24 protein-coding genes and 1 pseudogene are annotated in these 21231 nt (G+C 65.1%); 20 read left to right on the top strand and 5 right to left on the bottom strand.

What is annotated here, in order from left to right; translation table 11 throughout:
• Positions 1-216 precede the first annotated feature (216 nt).
• The gene (locus AC5E6L_RS05240; RefSeq protein ID WP_491771749.1) at positions 217-939 is read left to right on the top strand and encodes a response regulator transcription factor; all 723 of its coding nucleotides are present in this window, start codon (positions 217-219) and stop codon (positions 937-939) included.
• Positions 940-1162: 223 nt separating this feature from the next.
• Here the strand turns inward: AC5E6L_RS05240 and AC5E6L_RS05235 are convergent, their stop codons facing one another.
• Complete coding sequence (locus tag AC5E6L_RS05235; RefSeq protein ID WP_491771747.1) at positions 1163-1792, bottom strand: hypothetical protein; 630 nt, start codon at positions 1790-1792, stop codon at positions 1163-1165.
• Between the two features lie 82 nt (positions 1793-1874).
• On the opposite strand from AC5E6L_RS05235, the gene gvpN reads away from it, so the two are divergent.
• From gvpN to AC5E6L_RS05165, 14 genes and pseudogenes are all read left to right on the top strand, one after another.
• The gene (gene gvpN, locus AC5E6L_RS05230; protein WP_491771745.1) at positions 1875-2867 is read left to right on the top strand and encodes a gas vesicle protein GvpN; all 993 of its coding nucleotides are present in this window, start codon (positions 1875-1877) and stop codon (positions 2865-2867) included.
• Entirely contained in the window at positions 2864-3169 is a 306-nt protein-coding gene (locus tag AC5E6L_RS05225; RefSeq protein ID WP_491771743.1) for a hypothetical protein, read from the top strand. Before gvpN ends, AC5E6L_RS05225 begins: the two co-directional genes overlap by 4 nt.
• Positions 3170-3301: 132 nt before the next feature.
• A complete protein-coding gene (locus AC5E6L_RS05220) occupies positions 3302-3784 on the top strand; it encodes an Hsp20/alpha crystallin family protein (protein ID WP_491771741.1) in 483 nt (160 codons plus the stop codon).
• Between the two features lie 114 nt (positions 3785-3898).
• Positions 3899-4708, top strand: coding sequence for a GvpL/GvpF family gas vesicle protein (locus tag AC5E6L_RS05215; protein ID WP_491771739.1), 810 nt, complete (start codon positions 3899-3901; stop codon positions 4706-4708).
• 49 nt (positions 4709-4757) lie between these two features.
• Entirely contained in the window at positions 4758-4997 is a 240-nt protein-coding gene (locus AC5E6L_RS05210; protein WP_491771737.1) for a gas vesicle protein GvpG, read from the top strand.
• A gap of 19 nt (positions 4998-5016) precedes the next feature.
• Positions 5017-5400 carry a gas vesicle protein GvpO gene (locus AC5E6L_RS05205; protein ID WP_491771735.1) on the top strand — a complete coding sequence of 128 codons (384 nt, stop codon included), beginning with the start codon at positions 5017-5019 and terminating at the stop codon, positions 5398-5400.
• Positions 5400-5837 (top strand): gas vesicle protein, encoded by a 438-nt coding sequence (locus tag AC5E6L_RS05200; protein WP_491771733.1) that lies wholly within the window; start codon positions 5400-5402, stop codon positions 5835-5837. Before AC5E6L_RS05205 ends, AC5E6L_RS05200 begins: the two co-directional genes overlap by 1 nt.
• Positions 5834-7972, top strand: coding sequence for a CDC48 family AAA ATPase (locus tag AC5E6L_RS05195; RefSeq protein WP_491771731.1), 2139 nt, complete (start codon positions 5834-5836; stop codon positions 7970-7972). Before AC5E6L_RS05200 ends, AC5E6L_RS05195 begins: the two co-directional genes overlap by 4 nt.
• Complete coding sequence (locus AC5E6L_RS05190; protein ID WP_491771729.1) at positions 7972-8868, top strand: GvpL/GvpF family gas vesicle protein; 897 nt, start codon at positions 7972-7974, stop codon at positions 8866-8868. The genes AC5E6L_RS05195 and AC5E6L_RS05190 overlap by 1 nt, the downstream gene beginning before the upstream one ends.
• Positions 8865-9113 carry a gas vesicle protein gene (locus AC5E6L_RS05185; protein WP_491771727.1) on the top strand — a complete coding sequence of 83 codons (249 nt, stop codon included), beginning with the start codon at positions 8865-8867 and terminating at the stop codon, positions 9111-9113. The genes AC5E6L_RS05190 and AC5E6L_RS05185 overlap by 4 nt, the downstream gene beginning before the upstream one ends.
• Positions 9088-9810, top strand: a complete 723-nt coding sequence (locus AC5E6L_RS05180) for a GvpL/GvpF family gas vesicle protein (protein WP_491771725.1) — start codon at positions 9088-9090, stop codon at positions 9808-9810. Before AC5E6L_RS05185 ends, AC5E6L_RS05180 begins: the two co-directional genes overlap by 26 nt.
• Before the next feature lie 11 nt (positions 9811-9821).
• On the top strand, positions 9822-10214 hold the full coding sequence (locus AC5E6L_RS05175) for a gas vesicle protein K (protein WP_491771723.1): 393 nt from the start codon (positions 9822-9824) through the stop codon (positions 10212-10214).
• Positions 10215-10323: 109 nt separating this feature from the next.
• A complete protein-coding gene (locus AC5E6L_RS05170; RefSeq protein WP_491771721.1) occupies positions 10324-10635 on the top strand; it encodes a hypothetical protein in 312 nt (103 codons plus the stop codon).
• Between the two features lie 183 nt (positions 10636-10818).
• A pseudogene (locus AC5E6L_RS05165) lies at positions 10819-11013 on the top strand (hypothetical protein); the annotation flags it as partial.
• Between the two features lie 188 nt (positions 11014-11201).
• Here the strand turns inward: AC5E6L_RS05165 and AC5E6L_RS05160 are convergent.
• Positions 11202-12368 carry a permease gene (locus tag AC5E6L_RS05160; RefSeq protein ID WP_491771719.1) on the bottom strand — a complete coding sequence of 389 codons (1167 nt, stop codon included), beginning with the start codon at positions 12366-12368 and terminating at the stop codon, positions 11202-11204.
• Between the two features lie 175 nt (positions 12369-12543).
• Between AC5E6L_RS05160 and AC5E6L_RS05155 the strand changes: the two genes are divergently transcribed.
• Positions 12544-12978, top strand: coding sequence for a MerR family transcriptional regulator (locus tag AC5E6L_RS05155; protein WP_491230157.1), 435 nt, complete (start codon positions 12544-12546; stop codon positions 12976-12978).
• Between the two features lie 49 nt (positions 12979-13027).
• Here AC5E6L_RS05155 and AC5E6L_RS05150 read toward each other — a convergent pair whose 3' ends face one another.
• Positions 13028-13726, bottom strand: a complete 699-nt coding sequence (locus tag AC5E6L_RS05150; RefSeq protein ID WP_491771716.1) for a DUF1223 domain-containing protein — start codon at positions 13724-13726, stop codon at positions 13028-13030.
• Between the two features lie 308 nt (positions 13727-14034).
• Between AC5E6L_RS05150 and AC5E6L_RS05145 the strand changes: the two genes are divergently transcribed.
• The 4 genes from AC5E6L_RS05145 (at position 14035) to AC5E6L_RS05130 (ending at position 17284) form a co-directional block, all read left to right on the top strand.
• Positions 14035-15255 (top strand): NAD-dependent epimerase/dehydratase family protein, encoded by a 1221-nt coding sequence (locus AC5E6L_RS05145; protein WP_491771714.1) that lies wholly within the window; start codon positions 14035-14037, stop codon positions 15253-15255.
• 93 nt (positions 15256-15348) lie between these two features.
• On the top strand, positions 15349-15540 hold the full coding sequence (locus tag AC5E6L_RS05140) for a hypothetical protein (protein WP_491771712.1): 192 nt from the start codon (positions 15349-15351) through the stop codon (positions 15538-15540).
• 44 nt (positions 15541-15584) lie between these two features.
• On the top strand, positions 15585-16400 hold the full coding sequence (locus tag AC5E6L_RS05135) for a glycosyltransferase (RefSeq protein ID WP_491771710.1): 816 nt from the start codon (positions 15585-15587) through the stop codon (positions 16398-16400).
• Entirely contained in the window at positions 16397-17284 is an 888-nt protein-coding gene (locus AC5E6L_RS05130) for an NAD-dependent epimerase/dehydratase family protein (RefSeq protein ID WP_491771708.1), read from the top strand. The genes AC5E6L_RS05135 and AC5E6L_RS05130 overlap by 4 nt, the downstream gene beginning before the upstream one ends.
• A gap of 139 nt (positions 17285-17423) precedes the next feature.
• Here AC5E6L_RS05130 and AC5E6L_RS05125 read toward each other — a convergent pair whose 3' ends face one another.
• Entirely contained in the window at positions 17424-17957 is a 534-nt protein-coding gene (locus AC5E6L_RS05125) for a COG3904 family protein (protein WP_491771706.1), read from the bottom strand.
• Between the two features lie 255 nt (positions 17958-18212).
• Positions 18213-20903 carry an aconitate hydratase AcnA gene (acnA, locus tag AC5E6L_RS05120; RefSeq protein ID WP_491771704.1) on the bottom strand — a complete coding sequence of 897 codons (2691 nt, stop codon included), beginning with the start codon at positions 20901-20903 and terminating at the stop codon, positions 18213-18215.
• Positions 20904-21231 lie beyond the last annotated feature (328 nt).

Below are 21231 nucleotides of genomic sequence, written 5' to 3'. Positions count from 1 at the left end.
TATAATCATATAAATTATATAATTAATAAATCTATAAATTTTCATATCAATTCATCAATTTATGAATAAAAAACAAACCCTAATGATTTTTTATTATATGATTTCCTTACCTTTTTATCCGTCATCGGGCGCCAGTCGCCTCGCCGCAAAGAGTTTCAAGTTGCGTTCATGGAGGCGTCTATGCCGGGCCGTGGGGGGGAAGCGGAGCCAGAGCCAATGGTCTTCATCGCCCATTCCGATCCAGAAATTGTGGCAGGTTGGTTCGGCAATGGTCTGCGTGCCGCAGGCTTGAGGCTCACGATATCGACGTCGGGGAGCGAACTGCTGGAGCGATTTGACCCCGACGTGCCCAGCTGCACCTTGTTGGAACTCCTTCTTCCGCCTTCCGGTGGCCTCGATGTTCTGGCGAAGCTGCGCGGTCGAAGGCCGAGCGCGCCGGTTCTGATGATTGGGGAGGCGCCGACGGCCCGCGTCGCGGTCGAGGCGATGCGCTTGGGGGCGGCGGACGTCCTGGAAGCCGCGTTCGACCCGCATCTGCTCCAGATGAAGATCCTTCAACTGGCAGAGCAAGACAGTCGGTCGATCCTGGCGGAGCAAGCCCATGCGGATCGCTGCCGCCGTGTTCGCACCCTGTCCCCGCGCGAGCGGCAGGTTCTAGACCACGTCCTGCAGGGCCGCTCCAGCAAGGAGATTGCCCGGATCCTTGAGGTCAGCCCCAAGGCGATCGAAATCTATCGTGCGGGGATGATGCGGAAGCTCGGTCAGCGATCTTCCGTCGTCATGGCCAGATGGCTGTCGCTCTGCTCGCGCTGCCTGACGGCCTCGCCGGCCTGCGATGGCTGCGGCTGCAAGGACATCGGAACCGATCCGATCGGATCACAAGCGCAAACCCTGGGGATCGCCCCAAGGTGGTTATCAGAAACGCCCCAGATTTATTAGCCCTGCAATTTCATGATCTTATCCGTTCGTCACCTGCGGAAATCAGCGCGCTGGTGGACGGTCAAGGAGAAGAACATGGCTATCCAAAAATCGACTGCCTCGAACAGCCCCGCCGAGGTGATCGCTCACATCCTGGACAAGGGCATCGTCGTCGACGCCGGTCGCGCGGGCCACCCAAGGCTTTCCTGGTCCTGATCTGAATCTCAAGGAGTTGAGTCCCATGTCAGGCGACATGCCAGGTTACACCGATCCCAGCACGGTCCTTTTGGGGATCGAGCAGGCTGCGCAGCAGCGGCGCGCGGCCGCGATGATCCGAACCAAGCAGGCCGACGCCCGGCGCGCCGCCCTCGCCACCCTCCGTGCGGACGACAAATCCCGGCGATCGGTTATTCGAGGCGAACTCGACGATCTTCGGCACCGGCGGCACTTCGTTCGCAGGCGCCTCCGCGACGAGATGCGGGCCCAGCTTCTCGGTCTGAACGCGGATATGGAACGATTGCGCGATGAGGTTCGCAAACATCGCACGGAACGACGCCGTGACGGGGCAAGCCTTGCTGAGGATCATCGCGAACGTCGGGTCGAAGTCCGCGCCAGGCTTATCGCGCAGTCGAGCCGGCGGCGTGCCTGCGCCCAGAGTCTTCTGGAAGGCTTCAGCGAAGCCGGACTTGAGCGGGCCAGGCGGATCCGCCGACAGCTCGCCAACACGCGCGCCCAGCTGCGCCGCGTGACCGCAGACACGCTTGGAGCTTTGCGCGCCGAGCGAATGCGTCGGCGCGCGGCGTGGGCGGCCTTGCGAGAACACCACAACGCCGAACGGCCCATGACGGCAAGGCGTCGACCGGCGTTGGAGCATGGTCTCGGCTTCGAAGCGTCCCGCCGCTTTGACCGGTGAGGTCCGCGGTGAACGGCCGAGATATCACAGGGAGAGAAGTCGCATGAATGCCGTCAGCCCGGCCCAGGCCCCGACGCCGCCACCCAGCCTTCAAGTCGACGCCAAGCCGGTTTTCGTCGAGAACGCCCGCATCCAGGAGCTGTCCGATCGGATCCGAAGCTATCTGCGCGCGGGAATTGCGGTCCATCTTCGGGGGCCTGCCGGTTGCGGCAAGACGTCGATCGCCATGCATGTCAGCCAGTCGCTGGGGCGCCCGGTGGTGTTGGTGGCCGGCGACCGGAACATGACCACCGCCGATCTTGTCGGCGCGAAGTCCGGCTATCAGACCAAGCGCGTTATCGACAATTTCGTCACCTCCGTTACCCGGGTCGAGGAGAACGTCGTTCAGGGCTGGCAGGACCACCGCCTGACTGTCGCATGCCGCGCCGGCTACACCTTCATCTATGACGAGTTCAACCGCTCTCCGGCCTCGGCCAACAACGTCCTGCTGAGCATCCTGGAGGAGCGTGTGCTGATACTCCCCTCGCGCGGCAAGGAGGACGAGTACGTCAAGGTTGACCCCAGATTCTCCCTAATCCTGACCAGCAACCCGACCGAGTATGCCGGCACGCACAGCGTTCAGGACGCCCTGTCCGATCGGATGATCACCATCGATCTGGATCATCAGGACCGGAACACCGAGGTCGACATCACCGTGTCGCGCGCCGGCGCCCCACGGGGCGTTGCGGAACAGATCGTCGACTTTGTGCGTGCCTATCGGGAATCGGGCGCCTACGACCAGCCGCCGACCATGCGGGCTTCGATCATGATCGCGAAGATCGTGCAGGTCGGTGGGCTGAAGACCACGATGAACAACAGGCTGTTCGGCCAGATCTGCGCAGACGTGCTTGAATCGAAGCGCGGCAGCGAGGGCGACCAGACCTTGCGCGCCGCGCGTCGCGATTTCCTTGTGGCGCTGGCCCGCCACCATTTCGACGGGGCCCCGGCTCCGGTCCTGGGCGCCGCGCAGGCCGCCGTGCGGGAGACAGCGTCATGAGCGATTACTCCAAGGCTCGCGGAGTGCACAGCGTCGTCACGATGAGCGAGCGCGCCGATCCGCTGCAACCGAAGAATCGCGGGCGCCTGATCGCCAAACTGGCGCGGCTCAATCACCAGAAAATGCTTCTGGAGCGCCTGAACCGCGTTTGGGTCGAACAACAGGCTTCCACACAGGCGCGCCTGCAACGGTTGCAGGCGCAGATCGACGCGATCCACGGGGTGATCGGTATCGCCCAGCTTCGGGCGCCAGTCCCCCGGCGCGCCCAGCAGCCGCGTTCCGAACGGCGACGCCGATCCTAAGGCCGCGCGCCGCTCTTCAAACCTTCAATGACAGGAGACCAGACCATGTCCGAGAGACGCCACCCTCCGCCCGGCCGCACAGCGGCGACCAACGGCAGCCGTCGGACCAGGGTCCTTCTGGAGGGGCTCGACATGTTCACCGAACTGGTCAGCCGCGCGCTACAGCACGGTTCCGCCGAGTTATCGCGCTCGTTGCAGGTTCCGCTCGGCTCGGGGCGGACAGGGGCGGGCGGGCAAAGCGCGGTCATGGACCTCGGCTTGCGGACGCGGGCCTTGGATGCCTCAGCCGGCAGCGACGGTGCTGCCAAGCCGCTCGGCGGGAAGGTGGCGGCCGTCCCGCCCCGGATCCGCGAACCACTCGTCGACATGTTCGACGAGGGCGCTGAGATCGTCGTCGCCGCCGAGGTGCCCGGTTGCAGCATTGCGGATGTGCAAGTCGCAGTCGACGCCGACGGGCGTGGATTGACGATCACCACCAGCGGCACCCGCGGATACCGCCGCCACCTTGCCCTGCCCGCCCTGGTCAATCCGGACTGGATGGAAAAGGCCTGCAACAACGGCATGCTTGAAGTGCGCCTGGGCAAGCTCGAACGCCGCGCGGGGGCAACCTCATGAGCGGCACCTGCGGGCGTGGCCTGCGGGAACCGCCCCGACCCTGGTCACGGGCCTTCGCTGCCATCCGGTGACCGTCCGACCTGCCAGAACCTTGAACATGGAGAATCTCGATCGATGGATTCGCAGACCACCGAGAACGACACCCCCTCAAGCGCCGGCGGCAACGCCTCCGGGCAAGGCCAATATCTTTACTGCGTCATCGCCGGCGACAGGCAGCAGACCTTCGACGTCGATGGCATCGAGGGCCCCGGAGACGAGGTCTATACCTTGCCGCTCGACGGCCTCTCCGCCGTCGTGAGCCGTTCTTCCAAGACGGAATATGACAGCACGCGGCGCAACCTCACCGCCCATATGCGGGTCTTGGAAACCGTGATGGCCGATCACACCATCGTACCGATCCGCTTCGGCAGCGTCGCACCGAACGAAGAGACCGTCTACGACACCTTGCTGAAACCGCAGCGCGACACAATCCGAACGCTTTTGGCCGAATTGGACGGACGGGTCGAGATGGGGCTCAAGGTCTTCTGGATGGAAGGCGTCCTCTATGCGGAGATTCTCCCCGCCCGACCGGACATCGCCCAGCTTCGCGACAAGCTGCTCGGGCGTTCGCCCGAGGAAACCTACTATGAGCGCGTGAAGGTCGGCGAACTCATGGAGGCGGCGGTCACCGAGAAGCGCGATCGCGAAGCCCACGCGCTCCTGGAGCATATTGCCCCCCTGGCGCATCGGACGAAGCAACTGGACGTTCTTGGGGAGCAGACGATCCTCAACGTCGCGCTTTTGATCGAGCGGTCCAAGGTGGATGCCTTGGAAGAGTGCGTAACACAGCTCGACGGGAACAACGCGGAGCGCCTGCTGTTCAAGCTGGTCGGCCCGACTGCGCCCTACAACTTCGTCGATATCGCGCTGACATCGGGGCACTGACCCCTTCAGGAGATTTCGAACGGTCGAAAAGCCATGGTGGGTGGGTCTTATGGGTCTTCTGAAAGCCCTCCTGACGGCACCGGTGGCCGGCCCCGTCAAGGCCTTCACCTGGATTGCGGGCAAGCTCGCGGAAAAGGTCGAAGCGGAGGCCTTCGACCCGAGAAATATCCAGCGGGAACTGGAGCAGCTTCAGCTGCGCTACGACCTCGGCCAGATCACCGAGGCGGAACTGGACGAGGGCGAGACTGCGCTGCTTGCGCGTCTCAAGGCAATTCGCGAGCGGCAATGAACAAGAGGAGTAGCCAGGCATGACGGACAACGACAAGACGCAGCCTCAAGAGGTAGAGCCTGTGTCGGTTGAAGCAGCCGTTCCCACGGCCGACGACACACCGCCCGCCTCCCCGGCGCCGGCGACCGCGCACCCAAAGTCCATACGGCCGATTTCCGTGATGCAGGCCGCCCTGAAGGCCACGCGGCAGCTTCAGCAGATCACCGGGCTGGACGTGGCGACGGTGTCGGCGGTGGAAAAGCACGAGGGCGGTTGGCGGGCCTACGTCAATCTGGTCGAGCTTCGCCGGGTGCCGACCACGAGCGACGTGCTCGCAACCTACGAAACCACCTTGGATGCAGCGGGCGAACTGGTGACCTACCGGCGCCTGCGACGGTTTCTCCGCGGCCAGGTTGGCGAGTGATGGGCGGCGGTTCGACGCATCACGCAACCGGGGGAAGCAGCCTTGCGGACATCCTGGAACGGGTTCTCGATCGGGGCGTCGTCATCGCAGGCGACATCACGGTCTCTCTGGTGGAGATCGAGCTCCTCACGATCAAGCTGCGCTTGGTCGTCGCCTCAGTCGAACGCGCACGGGAGATCGGCATCGACTGGTGGGAAAACGATCCCGCACTGTCCAGCGCTGCGCGGTGCCTGGGGGGCGGGGCGGACGAGATGCATACCCGCCTGGCGCGTCTGGAGCAGCTTGCCGGGATTGCAGCCGAGGCTTCGGACGCGCTTGACGCGACCGCCGGCCCAACCTCGGACGCACGGCGCGCAGGCGATGGGCCAGGCGGCGACTTGGAGCCCCGCAGTGACTTGGAGCCCGGCAGCGACTTGAAGGAGGGCAGTGTATCATGACCAACATCGCCGAAGCGAGGTCGGATGCGGCCCTCGTCGGGCAACACCATGCTTTGAGGGTGGCAGAGGCCATGACCGGGGATACGGGCAGGGGGATCGCCCGCCTGGACCCGCGCGACATGTGCGCTCTCGGCCTTGAAATCGGCGATATAATCGAGGTCGCCGGCAAGCGCTGCGCGCTCTGTCGGGTGCTGCCGACCCATGCGGCGCACAGAGGGCAGCGGCTGATCCAAATCGACGGGATTCTCAGGTCCAACGCCGGCACTGGGTTGGACCAGCATGTCACGGTCCGGCGCGTCATCACGCGCCCGGCCCGCTCCGTCGTCCTGGCGGCCGTGGAATCTTCCGGACGAAGCCTGCCCCCCCGCTATTTGAACAAGCTCCTGGACGGGCTCCCCGTGCGGCAGGGAAACCGTGTGCGGGTTACGCCCTTCGGGCCTCAGCCCCATACCTTCGTGGTACAGCAGACCGAGCCGCCAGGTGAGGTGAGCTTCGACAAAACCACGCAGATCCGCTGCGAAGGCAGGGTAATGGCCGGCAGCGCAGTAACCTACGAGGACATTGGCGGCCTTCAGAAGGAAGTCCGGCGGGTCCGTGAGATCATCGAGCTGCCCCTGAAACATCCCGAAGTGTTCGAGCATCTCGGGATCGATCCGCCCAAGGGGGTCCTGCTCTACGGGCCGCCGGGGACCGGAAAGACGCTCATCGCCCGCGCCGTCGCCCACGAAGCCGGCGTCCATTTCATCCACCTGAACGGCCCGGAGATCATCGACAAGGCCTATGGCGCCAGCGAGGCACATCTGCGCAAGGTCTTCGAGGCGGCCAAGCAGAACGCGCCCGCCTTCATCTTCATCGACGAGATCGACGCCATCGCCCCCAGCCGCGCGGAGATGGGCAGCGACCGGCAGTTGGAGCGGCGGGTCGTGGCTCAGCTTCTGGCGCTCATGGATGGCTTGAACACGCGGGGCCAGGTCATCGTGGCCGCGGCCACCAACATCCCCAACAGCCTCGACCCGGCCCTGCGCCGCCCCGGCCGCTTCGACCGGGAGACCGAGATCGGCGTCCCGGATCGCGAGGGACGCCAGGACATCCTGGAGATCCACACCCGCGGCATGCCGTTGGGAAAAGGGGTCACGTTGAGCCGCCTCGCCGGCTTGACGCATGGCTTTGTCGGCGCGGACCTTGCGGCCTTGGCCCGGGAAGCGGCCATGTCGGCGGTCAGGCGGCTGATACCCGACATCGATCTCGACGAGGGCCTCGTGCCGGTCGACAAGCTCGGCGATCTGCGCGTCGAATGGGCCGATTTCGAGGATGCCCTGGACGAGGTCGCCCCCTCTGCGTTGCGGGAGATCGCGGTCGAGGTCTCCGAAACGGGATGGCATGATGTCGGCGGTCTCGACGAGGTGAAGCGCGCGCTGCACGAGGCCGTCGTGCTGCCGCTGACCCACAGGCCACTGTTCGACCGGATGGGCGTGCAACCGCCGCGCGGTATCCTGCTGCATGGGGGACCGGGTCGCGGCAAAACGCTTCTGGCGCGGGCCTTGGCCGGCGAGTGCGATGCCAACTTCATCGCCGTCCAGGGCCCGCAGCTCGTCAGCATGTGGGTGGGCGAGTCCGAACGGGCACTGCGCGAGCTTTTTCACAAAGCGAAGCAGACAAGGCCCTGCATCGTCTTCATCGACGAAATCGACGCCCTGGCGCCGCGCCGCGGGTCCGGCGAGGATCCGGTTTCCGAGCGCATGGTGGCGCAGCTTCTGGTCGCCCTCGACGGCATGGAACAGCTTCAGGACATCATCGTCATCGCAGCGACCAATCGTGTCGACCGGCTGGACCCGGCCCTGATTCGGCCAGGCCGCTTCGACTGCCTGATCGAGCTTCCGCTGCCGGACAGGACGCAGCGCGAGGCGATCCTGCGCATCCACACGGGAGCCATGCCCCTGGCCGACAGCGTCTCGATCCCGACCGTCGCGGCCAAGACCGCCGAATGGTCCGGTGCGGCGCTGGCCGCGCTCTGCCGCAACGCCGCCATGTTGGCGGTGCGCCGGCGCCTTGAGCCAGACGCTGCCGGCCAAGATCTGGTCATCGGTGCCGATTTCGACGGCGCCATCGACGTCACCCGTCGGGAGGCGGCGTGATGGTGGACCCTTTTGCCAATCCCCGCGCCAGGCCATCCATCGAACGCACGGGCAAGACGCTGCTCTATGCCTACGGCGTTCAACGGTCGGTCGCGCACCGCTCCTGCGACCATCTCACGATCGCAGGGATACTGCCTGGATGTCCTGTCCGAACCATCTTTCACCATGGCCTGGCCTTCCTGGTGAGCGACGTGCCAAAGGCGGTTTTTTGCGGGGAGGCGATCAGGGAGCGGCTGCGAGACGACGCCTGGGTCACAGCGCGCGTTCTCGACCACCACCGTGTTCTGATGACGGTGCCGGGTGATGCCGTGCTACCGCTGCAGTTCTGTACCTTGTTCACCGACCGCCAGGCCATGGCCGAGGCGCTGGACCGTCACCGTGACGACTTGCTCGCTGACCTTGCTGCGGTGCATCGGGCCAGGGAATGGGGCGTCAAGCTCTTCGTCGACTACGCCGCGCTCTGTCGCACCGTCGAGCGCACGACACCCCAACTCGCGCGGCTGGCGCGGCGGACGGCGGAAGCTGCGCCCGGTACGGCTTTCTTTTTGAAGCGCAAGCTGGACGACACGATTTGGCAGACAGCCCGCGACGCCGCGGCGGCGCGTGCGGAGGCGATTCACGAGGGGCTCGCCGCGGCGGCCCGCGCCGGCGTCCGGCAACCCGTCCGGCCCCGCACGCTCGGCAGGCGCCAACGGAACATGCTTTTGAACACGGCCTATCTGGTTCCCGAAGAGGCTGAGGACCGCTTCCGGGCGGTGATCGACAGCCTTGCAGCTCAGCACCAGGCAGCGGGGCTGCGCATCGAACTGGTCGGGCCGCTGCCCCCCTACAGCTTCGCCGGAACCCAAGTCGGTGACGGCCGCAAGGGCGACGTCGAGGAGCGTGCGCGATCATGACGGACGATATCGACGATGCGGCCGAGGCCGACAGCCCCGCCCAGCGCCTGGCGCTGGCCGAGTTGCTCGACCGGGCCCTTGCCAAAGGCATCGTTGTTCGCGGCGACGCCACCATTTCCATCGCAGACGTCGACTTGGTCTATGTGGGCCTGAAGGCGCTGCTGGCCTCGGTGGACACCGCCGACCAACTGCGGGCCGGATGGCCGCCAGGAGACCGGGATGTCCTACCTCTACGCGATCGGTGAGACGAGCGAGCAGCCCTTGCCGCACCTCGCAGGTATCGGCGGCGCGCCTCCCGAAGCCCTTGCTGTCGGCGGCGTGACGCTGGTCCTTGGTCGAGCCAGGTGCCTGCCCGAGGATCGCCTTGCCGCCCTGCGCCGACACGAGTCGGTCGTGGAGGCCGTGATGACGACACGTCCGGTTCTGCCGTTCCGGTTCGGGACACTTGTTTGCGACCTGGAAAGCGTGGCGGCCGCGATACGGTCCAACCTGCCGGCCATACTCGGCAATCTGGGGCGTGTTGCCGGATGTGTGGAGCTCGGCCTCGCGGTCGGCGAGGGACGATGCCGCAGGACCGGCCAGGATCAGGGCGACACGGCGCCGAGCACCTCTAGCGGACGGGATTACCTTGCACGGCTTTGCCGGCAAGACGCTGACCGGCGCGGTGCTGTAAGCCGCCTCACGGACCGGGTCTCACCTTTGGACGCCCGCCTGCGGCGGTTGTCTCGCTGCGGATTGCGGCTTGAGGGAGGACGGTCCGGCAGCCTGCTCCGATTCACCTATTTGGTCCCTGTGGGTTGCGTGTCGCTTTTCCAGCGCGAGGTGACGCAGGCGCGGAAGGACGAGCGGATGCCGGCTTTGTTCGCCTCCGGCCCCTGGCCGCCCTACTCTTTCGTCGAGGACGGCCTGCTGCCCTCCGGTCCGGATCTCATGGCGCGATGAGTGGCCGGTGGTTGGGCGACAAGGTTCTTTCGGTACCGGTCGACGAGAGCGACCTTGAGGGGCTCGACAAGGACCTTGCTCGGCCTCAAGGGCTGCCGAGGCGGGTCGAATTGGAGCCGCACACCGCCGAGCGGGGTCTGGCCAGGCTCGTTCTCGGCATCGTCGATCTCCTACGGCAGCTGCTGGAACAACAGGCGATAAGGCGGGTCGAGGCCGGGCACCTGAACGACGCGACGATCGAACGGCTCGGCGAAACGCTGCTGCGGCTCGAACGGCGCATGCAGGAGCTTAAGGCCGCCTTCGGCCTGACCGATGCCGACCTGCGTGCGGTGATGGACACGCTGGATGCGGACCGGGCGCCCGACGGGTCAAATCGACCTGCGTCCGATCGTCCCAAAGCGTGATTCGTCAAAGGATATACCCGCTTCAGCCCGAACGGCTGGGCAGCGGGTGGTGGTTGAAACCGGACTCTGTGAAGTCCCGAGCGGAGAATTCGTCACGATGGAGAAGGGCATGCGCACCGTCGAGAAGGATCTTATGATGAAACTGCGTCAGCACCTGAAAATCCTGCGCCACGAGCAAGGCCGGATCCGGCTTGGCTACAAGATCGGCGCCATCGGCGTCCTGCGTCAGATTCAGGGCCAATCGGAGCCTCGTTTGCTGGATGCAATCGAAGGCGTACATAAGGTCTCTGTCAGCCCGCTCACCTTCACCCTCACGATTCACTACGATCCCGAGATAATCCAGCCTTCCTGGTGGGAAACGATCATACAGGAAAGCGACGCCGCCGCTCGCAAGGTGCTGGACCGTGTCAGGCTGGTCTGACCTGGATCGCCCACTCACCAGAGCCTTACCGGTCGTTTAAGCCGTTTGGATGCGGGGGCTTTTCGCGCTCTGCGGCACATTGCGCGGCGATAGCGCGAACCGCACCCGAAACCCCACAGGCTCTAGTTGTTTGATCCCAGGATTTGATGGTGCGATCTTCTTTTTGCAATGGAAGGAGGCACTATGGGGCAGGTACTTCACGGCAGCGCCACGACGACGGACGCCATCCGAGCGGCAATACAGCGATCCGCAATTCCGCATCCGACCCGGTCGTCGCTGCACAGTTGCCTGCAACGTCATGGTATCGGCCGCCTGCCTGAGGTCGAAGGCGACAAGCCAAAGAAGAAGTTCAAACGCTATCCGATCGGGTACCTTCACGCTTGTCCTCGGACTTGATCCAAGGCACCCAGTTCACCAATCGCAAACAGGACCGGTTGGCGCCTTGTTCGAAGGCGGCATCGTGGATGGTTTCATCGTCCATGGAAACCGAAGGTCTGTCACGGGCAGTTTCATGCGCGGACAAGCTTGTATCGCCGGCACGCGGGTACGGCGTCGCCGGCTCCGCCTCATCCCAGCCCGTTCAGCGTCAGCCCGACGGCGACGACCTGCGGCACCGTCAGCAAGGGCAGCAGCAGCGCCGCTTTCAGCCGTCCCGTCACCTCGCGCAGCACCAGAACCTCGGTATAGTCGGTGGCGACGCCAGCCATCAGGAAGGTGAAGGCATTGCCCGGCGCCGCGGCCCGGTGCATCAGGTCGGCCGCGATCGGCACCGACCCTTCGGAGCACACCTCGATGATGATCGCCGCCAGAAGCGTCGCGAACAGCCCAAGCACGGTCGCGCCGAACCATGCCGCGAACACGTCCGTCGGCACGGTTGCCTGGATCAGGGCCGCAAGAAACACGCCAAACAACAGCCAGCGCAGCACGATCCGGCTCGCCGTCACCGAGCGCCTTGCGACATCGCACGCAAAAGCGAGATCGTAGCGCTGCGCCCTCATGCCTGCCCCGGCCGCGCGCCAGACGTGAAAACCGTCGGGAAGATCGACGCGGTTCGGGTTGCGTTCGACCTTGCCGGCCCGCTCCAGCGCCTCGACGATCAGCCCGGTCACAAAGGCGATAACCAGCGAGGCGACGATGAACACCGCCATCCAGCCCCAGCCCATCATGACCCCGATGATGATGGTCAGCGACAGCGAGTTCCAGGGTGAAGCGATGAGGAAGGCGAACACCTGCCCAAGGCTTGCGCCGCGCTCATAGAGCTTGGCGCCGACCATCAGGACGCCGTGATTGCACAGATCGAGCACAACCCCGGCCAGAACGGCCCGCAGAAGACTTTTGGCGCCCTGATCGCGGCCGATGATGCCGATGACGAATTGACGCGGCACCCGGTCGATCAGCCCGACCGCCAGCATGCCCAGAAGGATGCCCCACCACATCAGGTTCATCATGTCGCGAATGGCATGGGTGAAATGGCCCAGGCCCCAAAGAGCCCCGTGATCCAGCCCGAAGGAGGCCAGATAGGCAATGATGATGATCGCTCCGGCTCCGGCCAGCAGCCAGTCGATCCTGGGCAGGGCGACACCGCCGGCGGTCACCGAATCGGCAGGGCCGCTCCCGCAACAGGACAGGCTGGGCCGCCCCTCAACGGCCGGCATGCCATCGGCGACCGCCGCTGTGCCTCCGCAGCAGCCATTGGCGCTCAGGGCATCGATTGTGTTGCCTGTCCGGTCCATGTGCTCCGGGTCCTTCCGCTCCGGGTCCTTGCCACTCGATCGACCGTCTCCTACATGCTCCAGCGGCTAGAGGTTCAAGCGGTTTGTTTGGCAGCCATGTCCTTTCGCGTGGGTGCATGGCGAACCGCTTCGGCAAACCAGCCGCGCACCCGGATCAACGATGAGGACAAGGCCCATGCTGACCATCGGTATGCTGTCGCGCAGGACGGGCACCAAGGTCCCGACGATCCGCTATTACGAGCAGGTCGGGCTCCTGCCTGAGCCAAGCCGGACAGAAGGCGGGCAGCGACGCTACGATGACACGGCGCTCGACCGGCTGTCATTCGTCCGGCATGCGCGCCAGCTCGGCTTCTCACTCGACGCCATACGCGAACTCCTCGACCTTGCCGACAATCCGGACCATGACTGCGCCGAGATCGACATCATCGCACGCAGGCAGCTGCGGCAGGTCGAGCAGCGCATCGCGCGCCTGGAAGCGTTGCGCGGCGAACTGGGGCGCATGCTGCGCCAGTGCAAGGGCGGCAAGACGTCCCACTGCCGCGTTCTTGAAGTCCTGCGCGATCATTCCGAGTGCCTTGCCGACCATATGCAAGAAAGGTCCGACCGATGAAGCCGGCGGGGTCGGGCCCAATCGCGTGCCGATCGGGCGCGTTTTCCGGTCAGGACCGTTTCAAGCCGACCAGATCGGCCGCACCGAAGATCGGGCCGGGCGCCCCGTCGATGGCCGCCTGTAGCAGAACCGCACACCCGTCCACGCCGTGCCGGTCGATCTTGCTCTTCGGCAGGTCGATGCTCATGCGCCGGCCGTCCCACATGCCCAGCGTCTGCTGCGCGACGACGGCGTTCGCGTAGACGAGCGTGCGGCCGGCATTCTCGCCGCGCGCGATCTCCACTTCGCTTCGCTGGCGGAAGAAGGCGATAGACAGGAGCATATCGGGGCCGGCCGGCCTGGCGCCCTGGTCCACCGCGACCGAGAGGCGATCACCGGAAACCGCCAACGAGACCGGAACGGTCAGCCCCCTGCCGGAAGCGGCATGCGTTGCGAGCGCCTGCTCGATAGCGCCCCTGTCGCCGCCATTCATGTGCGCCCGCCCGTTGACCACCGCCTGCGGCGTGTAGACCGAACGGTTGCCGAGCGTCTTGGCATAGGCGCGCTGGCGGTCGGTGTTCTCGGCCCGTGCAAGGGTATCGGCCCAGCCCAGATAGTCCCAATAGTCGACATGGTAGCCGAGCGCGAGGACACCGGGCTCGGACGCGAGCGCGGCCAGCGCGGCATCGGCCGGCGGGCAGGAGCTGCATCCCTGGCTGGTGAAAAGCTCGACGACGCCGACGAGCGGAGCGGCCGCGCGTACGGGCAACGCGGCGGCAACCGTGCCGGTCGCAACCCCCGCGACAAAGGAACGGCGGGAGATCACGGACGAAAGTGAACGCATAGGCATGTGGCGAACCTAGCGGCCCGAAGCATCACCGGAAACTCACTTTCGGTTGAGGCGATGGCGGTGGCGCGACCGTTCGCGCGGTCGTCTCGCCGCCCACGGCGGCCCGCTGGCCAAGAGGCGCGCCGGTCGCTATGACCGGGTGACGAAAACACGCACGTCACCCTTGTCACAATTGTCACATCGGCCCCCTAGATCAGGCTCGTATGAACGATTCGGGATTGAAGACCATGAAGATTGCAGTTCTGGGCGGCGACGGCTTCGTCGGCTGGCCCACCGCGCTCCATCTTTCGGCGCAGGGCCACGATGTCCACATCATCGACAATCTGTCGCGCCGCTGGATCGACACCGAACTGGGAGTCCAGTCGCTGACACCGATGGATTCGATCCAGGAGCGCACCCGCATCTGGCACGCCGAGACCGGGCGCCGCATCCATTTCCACCTGATCGATCTTGCCAGGGACTATGACGTTCTGAAGAGCTGGCTGGCCGAGCATCGTCCCGACGCGATCGTCCACTTCGCCGAGCAGCGCGCCGCGCCCTACTCGATGAAGTCCGACCGGCACAAGAACTATACGGTGGGCAACAATGTCAACGCGACCCACAACCTGCTCAACGCGCTGGTCGCGATCGATCTCGACGCGCATCTGGTTCATCTGGGCACGATGGGCGTTTACGGCTATTCGAGCGTCGGCGCGGCGATCCCCGAGGGCTATTTGCCGGTCGGCGTCGAGACGATGGCGGGCGACACCGTCCGGCAGGACATTTTGTATCCGGCCAATCCCGGCTCGATCTACCACATGACCAAGTGCCTCGATCAGCTTCTGTTCCAGTTCTACGCCAAAAATGACGGGTTGCGCGTCACCGACCTGCACCAGGGCATCGTCTGGGGCACGCACACGGCAGAAACGAGGCTGCATCCGCAACTCATCAACCGTTTCGACTATGACGGCGATTACGGCACGGTGCTCAACCGCTTCCTGATCCAGGCGGCGATCGGCTATCCGCTCACCGTGCACGGCACGGGCGGGCAGACCCGCGCCTTCATCCACATCCAGGATTCGGTGCGCTGCATCGAGCTGGCCCTGTCCGACGCCCCGGTAAAAGGCGACAGGGTCAAGATCTTCAACCAGATGACCGAAACCCACCGCGTGCGCGATCTGGCCGAACTGATCGCGAGGATGACCGGCGCCAGGATCGCCTATCTGCCCAACCCGCGCAAGGAGGCCGCCGAGAACGATCTGGTGGTCAGGAACGACCAGTTCCTCGCCCTTGGCCTCGAACCGGTCACGCTCGCCGAGGGGCTGCTCGAAGAGGTGGTCGACGTGGCCAAGAAGTTCGCCTATCGCGTCGACCGCTCCCGCGTGCCCGCCGTTTCGGCCTGGACGAAGGACATCGCGCGGACCGTGGAGACCGACCCGGAAGGCAAGCGGCTCAAGAGCGTTTCATAGGAGCCGCCGTGCATTCGGCGTCCGGATCGGCTATGGTGATCCGGAGGGCATGCAGGGCCGAAAGCCGAAGAACCGGACGATATGGTGCTGGAAATGCTGCGGCAGATCCGCGACGATCAACAGGCGATGCGCGAGGAAATGAAAGCCCTCGACGAGAAGGGCGGGACCATTGACGCCAAGATCGACGGGAACTCGCTTATCCTGACATTCATCGCCGGGCGCGTCAGCGATCATGAGGACCGGATCACGGCGCTGGAAGCCGGCGATCGGGAACCGGCCGAATAGGCCGGGCCTCTGGCCGCCACCGCCGAAAACCGGAAAGCCGCCCCGTGCCCGCCTCCCCCAACGCCTATGTCACCCTCGTCACCAATGCCGACTATGCCGGCGCGGCGGTCGCGCTCGTCCGGTCGCTGGTCCTGAGCGGCACGGACGCCGACATTGTCGTCATGCATACGGGCGGCGTGGCGCCGGCCGATCTCGAACCGCTTGCCGATCTGGGCGCACGGCTGCGCCCGGTCGATCTGCTCGACACCTCGCCCGCCTTCAACGAACGCCACGCGCGCGCGCGGCTGCATGCCGAGGCGCCCTTCACCAGGGGCGACAAGCCGGCCTTCCACACCCCGCTCGACAATTTCGCCAAGCTGCGCCTGTGGCAGATGGAGGATTATGAGAGCATCGTCTTTCTCGACGCCGACACGCTCGTCGTGCGCAACATCGACCGCCTGTTCGCCTATCCCGAATTCTGCGCCGCGCCGAACGTCTATGAAGGGCTCGGCGATTTTCACCGGCTCAATTCCGGCGTCTTCACCGCCAGGCCGTCGCACGCCACGTTCGACGCCATGATGGCGCGGCTCGACCGGCCGGACATCTTCTGGCGCCGCACCGACCAGACGTTCCTGGAAACATTCTTTGCCGACTGGCACGGCCTGCCGGTCACCTTCAACATGCTGCAATATGTCTGGTTCAACCTGCCCGGCCTGTGGGACTGGGGGAGCGTGCGCGTAATCCACTACCAGTATGAAAAACCCTGGCAGGAGGGTCACCCCAAGGCGGAGCGGCTGCGTCCGCTGATCGATCTGTGGCGGGCCTACCGGACGGGCGAGGGCGTTCCCGATATCGACACCTTGCCCAATCCGGCGGCATGACCGCCGTGCTGATCTCCGGCGCGACGGGGTCGGTCGGGCGTTTCATAACGGAAGCCTTTTTGCGTGCCGGCGATGCCGTCATCGTCATGGGCAGGTCCCGGCCGCCGGGCGGCTTCTTCTCCAAGCCCGTCGAATGGGCCGCGGGCGGTCTCGATCCCGATCGTGATTTCGCGTCCGTCTTCGACGGCGTCGACATCTTCGTCCACTGCGCCTTCCACCATGTGCCCGGCAGATATCGCGGCGGCGAGGGCGACGATCCGCACGGGTTCCGCCGCGCCAATGTCGACGGCACGCTGGCGATGATGGACGCGGCCGGACGCGCCGGCGCCTCCCGCGCGGTCTTGCTGTCCTCGCGCGCGGTCTACGGCCCGCATCCGCCCGGCGCCATGCTGAGCGAAGACACGCCTTGCGCGCCCGACACGCTCTATGGCGCGGTGAAGCTGGCGGTCGAAGGCGCGCTGGCCGGCATGGCATCCGAAACGTTCCTGCCGACCATACTGCGCGCCACCGGCGTCTACGGCCCCGCCGGACCGGGCCGGGCCCACAAATGGGCCGGCCTGTTCGCCGACTTCAAGGCCGGCGAAACGATCGCGCCAAGGGTGGGCAGCGAGGTGCATGGCGACGATCTGGCCGCCGCCGCGCGCCTGCTTGCCTCGCGCCCCGCCTCCCAGTTGACCAGGTTCGGTCCGGCGCCGGTGTTCAACGCCTCCGACATGCTGCTCGACCGGCACGATCTGCTCACCGCCTATGCGCGCAAGAGCCGCATCGCCCACGCCCCGCCGCCCCGCGCCGAGGCGTCCGCCTTCAACGCGATGGATTGCACGCGGCTGGGCTCGCTGGGCTGGACGCCGCGCGGCGTGCTGGACCTGACGGGGATGGTGTGAAGCAGGCACGATAAGGGCGTCGGGAGGCGGCTTTTGCCGTGCCCGCTCCGGTGTCCGCTTGGTCAAGCCAGGCCGGCCATGGTCGCGGATGACCATGATTGCCAAACCGTTCCGCGCGATGCGTCATTCGACCTGTGCGCTACCGAACCTCGCAGACGCCGGGGGCACCAAGCTCGGGGGCCTGGCCGGTGCTCAAGCCGAACCGGTCCGCCTCCTTGGCGGTCATCCAGTGCATGTCCGAGGCCGGCGCGGCCTCCAGCGTGAACCAGTAGAACTGCGGGTCCACCTCCATGTCGCGATAATAGTCGAGATAGCGCCTGTGTTCGCGGTGGTCCCTGGGCAGTTCGGCCGCCGGCCTGCCCCATCCGCCGCTCCAGCTATGGACACCGACGCAGGCGCCCGCTTCGAGGATGCGGCGGTTGCCGGCAAGAAACAGATCGGTCCCGCCCGATGCGATCATTCCGTCCGCGGGTACGATCGTATCGAAGCCCAGATCGCGCACGATGCGGCTGAATGCGAGATTGGCCTCATCGTCCACCGAGCCCGCTATGTTCTGAAGGAGCAGGGTTCTTATCGCGGGATTGTCGTTTGCAACGGCTTCAAACGCCGCAAGGCTGTCGGCATCGATCGTCCCGTTTGCAACGATCCGGTCGCCCTGTACCGCAAATTCCAACGGCGTGTATTCCGGAACGCATCCCGCCAAAAACATCGCGGAAACCGTGACTGCCGGAACGATCCTGGCAAGATTGATCATGTTGGCTTTCCTCAATGGTCCGTTGTCGTCCACCGGTCACCGGCAGAGCTGTGCTTCCCGGCGATTTCAGTGCGGGTGACATCCAACACAAAAACCCGATGCGTTTCCGCACCGGGTTCTGCTTGTCGAGTGTGGCGATTAGGCGGCGAACGCCTAGGGCCTGTGTTTGGGGGGTTAAGCCGCCAAATCCCTCAGCACATAGTGCAGGATTCCGCCGTGCTCGACGTAATCCAGTTCGTCCGCCGTATCGATGCGGCAGATCAGCGGCACGTCCTTGACCGTCCCGTCCGCATAGGTGACCTTGGCGATGACCTTGTCGCGCGGCTTGACGTCGGCCAGACCCTCGATGGTCACGGTCTCGTCGCCCTTAAGATCCAGCGAGGCCCATGACACGCCCGCATCGAAGGTGAACGGCACGACGCCCATGCCGACCAGATTGGAGCGGTGGATGCGCTCGAAGCTCTGCGCGATCACCGCCTTGACGCCAAGCAGATTGGTGCCCTTGGCCGCCCAGTCGCGCGAGGAGCCGTTGCCATATTCGCCGCCGGCGAAGACGACCAGCGGCACCCCTTCGGCCCGGTAGCGCATCGCCGCGTCATAGATCGGCAGTTCGTCCTTTGAGGGATAGTGGATCGTGTAGCCGCCCTCGCGGCCGTTCTCCCCCAGCATGTGGTTGCGGATGCGGATATTGGCGAAGGTGCCGCGCATCATGATCTCATGGTTGCCGCGGCGCGTGCCGTACTGGTTGAAGTCGGCCACGCCCACGCCATTGTCCATCAGGTATGAGCCGGCGGGCGAGGCCGCCTTGATCGAGCCGGCGGGCGAGATGTGGTCGGTGGTGATCTTGTCGCCGAACAGGCCGAGAATACGCGCCCCCCTGATGTCGCCGATCGTGCCGGCGGCCTTGCCCATGCCGGCGAAATAGGGTGGGTTCTGCACATAGGTCGAATCGTCGTCCCAGGCATAGGTGTCGCCCTCGGGCACGGTGACTGCGCGCCACATCTCGTCGCCCTTGAAGACGTCGGCATATTTGGCCTCAAACAGTTCGCGTGTGACATATTTCTGGATGAAGTCCTGGATTTCCTGCGGCGAAGGCCAGATATCCTTCAGGAAGACATCTTTTCCGTCCTTGTCCTGGCCGATCGGATCCGTTTCGAGGTCGATCTGCACCGTGCCGGCGAGCGCATAGGCGACGACCAGCGGCGGCGAGGCGAGATAGTTGGCCTGCACGTCGGGCGAGATGCGGCCCTCAAAGTTGCGGTTGCCGGAGAGCACACCGGCTGCAATCAGGCCCTTGTCATTGATCGTCCTTGAGATCGGCTCGGGCAGCGGACCCGAATTGCCGATACAGGTCGTGCAGCCGAAGCCGACCAGGTTGAAGCCGATCCGGTCAAGCTCTTTTTGCAAGCCTGAATTTTCCAGATATTCGGCGACCACCTGCGAACCGGGCGCGAGCGAGGTCTTCACCCAGGGCTTTTGCTTGAGGCCGAGCTTGTTGGCGTTGCGGGCCATCAGCCCCGCGCCGATCAGCACCGAGGGGTTGGACGTGTTGGTGCACGAGGTGATGGCGGCGATGGCGACATCGCCATGGCCCAGATCGTAATCCTCGTCCGCAACGGGATAGCGATTGGCGATCTGGTCCGCGTCCTTCTTGTATTCGGCGGTGAAGGCTTCGGCGAACTTCTCGCCCACCTGTCCGAGCGGCACGCGGCCTTCGGGACGTTTGGGGCCGGCCATGGACGGCACCACATCGCCAAGGTCGAGTTCCAGCGTGTCGGTGAAGACCGGGTCGCCCGCGCCGGTCTCGCGGAACATGCCCTGCTCCCTCGCATAGGCCTCGACAAGGGCAATTCTATCGGCATCGCGGCCGGTCATGGTCAGATAGTTGAGCGTTTCGGAATCGATCGGGAAGAAGCCGCAGGTCGCGCCGTATTCGGGGCTCATATTGCCGATGGTGGCGGCGTCGGCGAGCGTCATGTTGTCGAGGCCGTCGCCGAAGAACTCGACGAACTTGCCGACCGCGCCCTTCTGGCGGATCATCTGCGTGACGGTGAGCACCAAGTCGGTGGCGGTGACGCCTTCCTTGAGCTTGCCGGTCAGCTTGAAGCCGATCACCTCGGGCAGCAGCATGGAGATCGGCTGGCCCAGCATGGCCGCTTCCGCCTCGATGCCGCCGACGCCCCAGCCGAGCACGCCAAGACCGTTGATCATGGTGGTGTGGCTGTCGGTGCCCACGCATGTGTCCGGATAGGCAACCGTTTCGCCCTCGCTGTCCCTGGTCCAGACGCATTGTCCGAGATATTCCAGATTGACCTGGTGGCAGATGCCGGTGCCAGGCGGCACGACACGGAAATTGTCGAACGCGCTCTGGCCCCATTTGAGAAACCGGTAGCGCTCGCCGTTGCGCTTGTACTCAAGCTCCACGTTGCGGGCGAACGCGTTCGGGTTGCCGAACTCGTCGACGATCACCGAATGGTCGATCACCAGATCGACCGGCACCAGCGGATTGATCTTCTGCGGGTCGCCGCCGAGCGCCACCATCGCATCGCGCATGGCGGCAAGGTCGACCACCGCCGGCACGCCGGTGAAGTCCTGCATGAGCACGCGCGCCGGCCGGTAGGCGATCTCGTAGCCCGCCGTGCCCCTGTCGTTCAGCCAGGCGGCGACCGCCTGGATGTCGGCCTTGGTCACCGAGCGGCCGTCCTCGTTGCGAAGCAGGTTTTCCAGCAGCACCTTCATCGAGAAGGGCAGTCGCGAAATGCCCCCGAGCCCGTTCTTTTCCGCCTCGGCCAGACTGTAATAGGTGTATATCCGGCCATCCACGTCGAGCGTCTTGCGGCATTTGAAGCTGTCGATCCTGGACATGATGTTCTTACCTCCGGTTGGCCCGGCGCCGCCGGCGCGGGAACCGCCATGCCCGATCACGGCGGCGGCGGATTCTTGGCGATTGTTCTTGGCGATCGCGCCTGCGGGCGATCGCGGCTGGTGCGCTTGGAATAGATATAAACTGTCCGGGTTTCCAGACCAACCAAGGTCAAAACAGTGTGGCGATTGCGCCCGGTCGCGCTTTTGTGCGATGGCCGGTGGCGGAACGGGGGTGATCATGCGGCTTGTCGCGGAAAGGCTTGCCGCCCGGCGCGGCGGCGAACGGGTGTTCGAAGGCATCGGCTTTGCGCTCGCCGCCGGCCAGGGC

Source organism: Roseitalea sp., from assembly GCF_984466335.1.
Note: the sequence above shows the minus strand (reverse complement) of the source record. Positions and strands in the feature narration are given on the sequence as shown.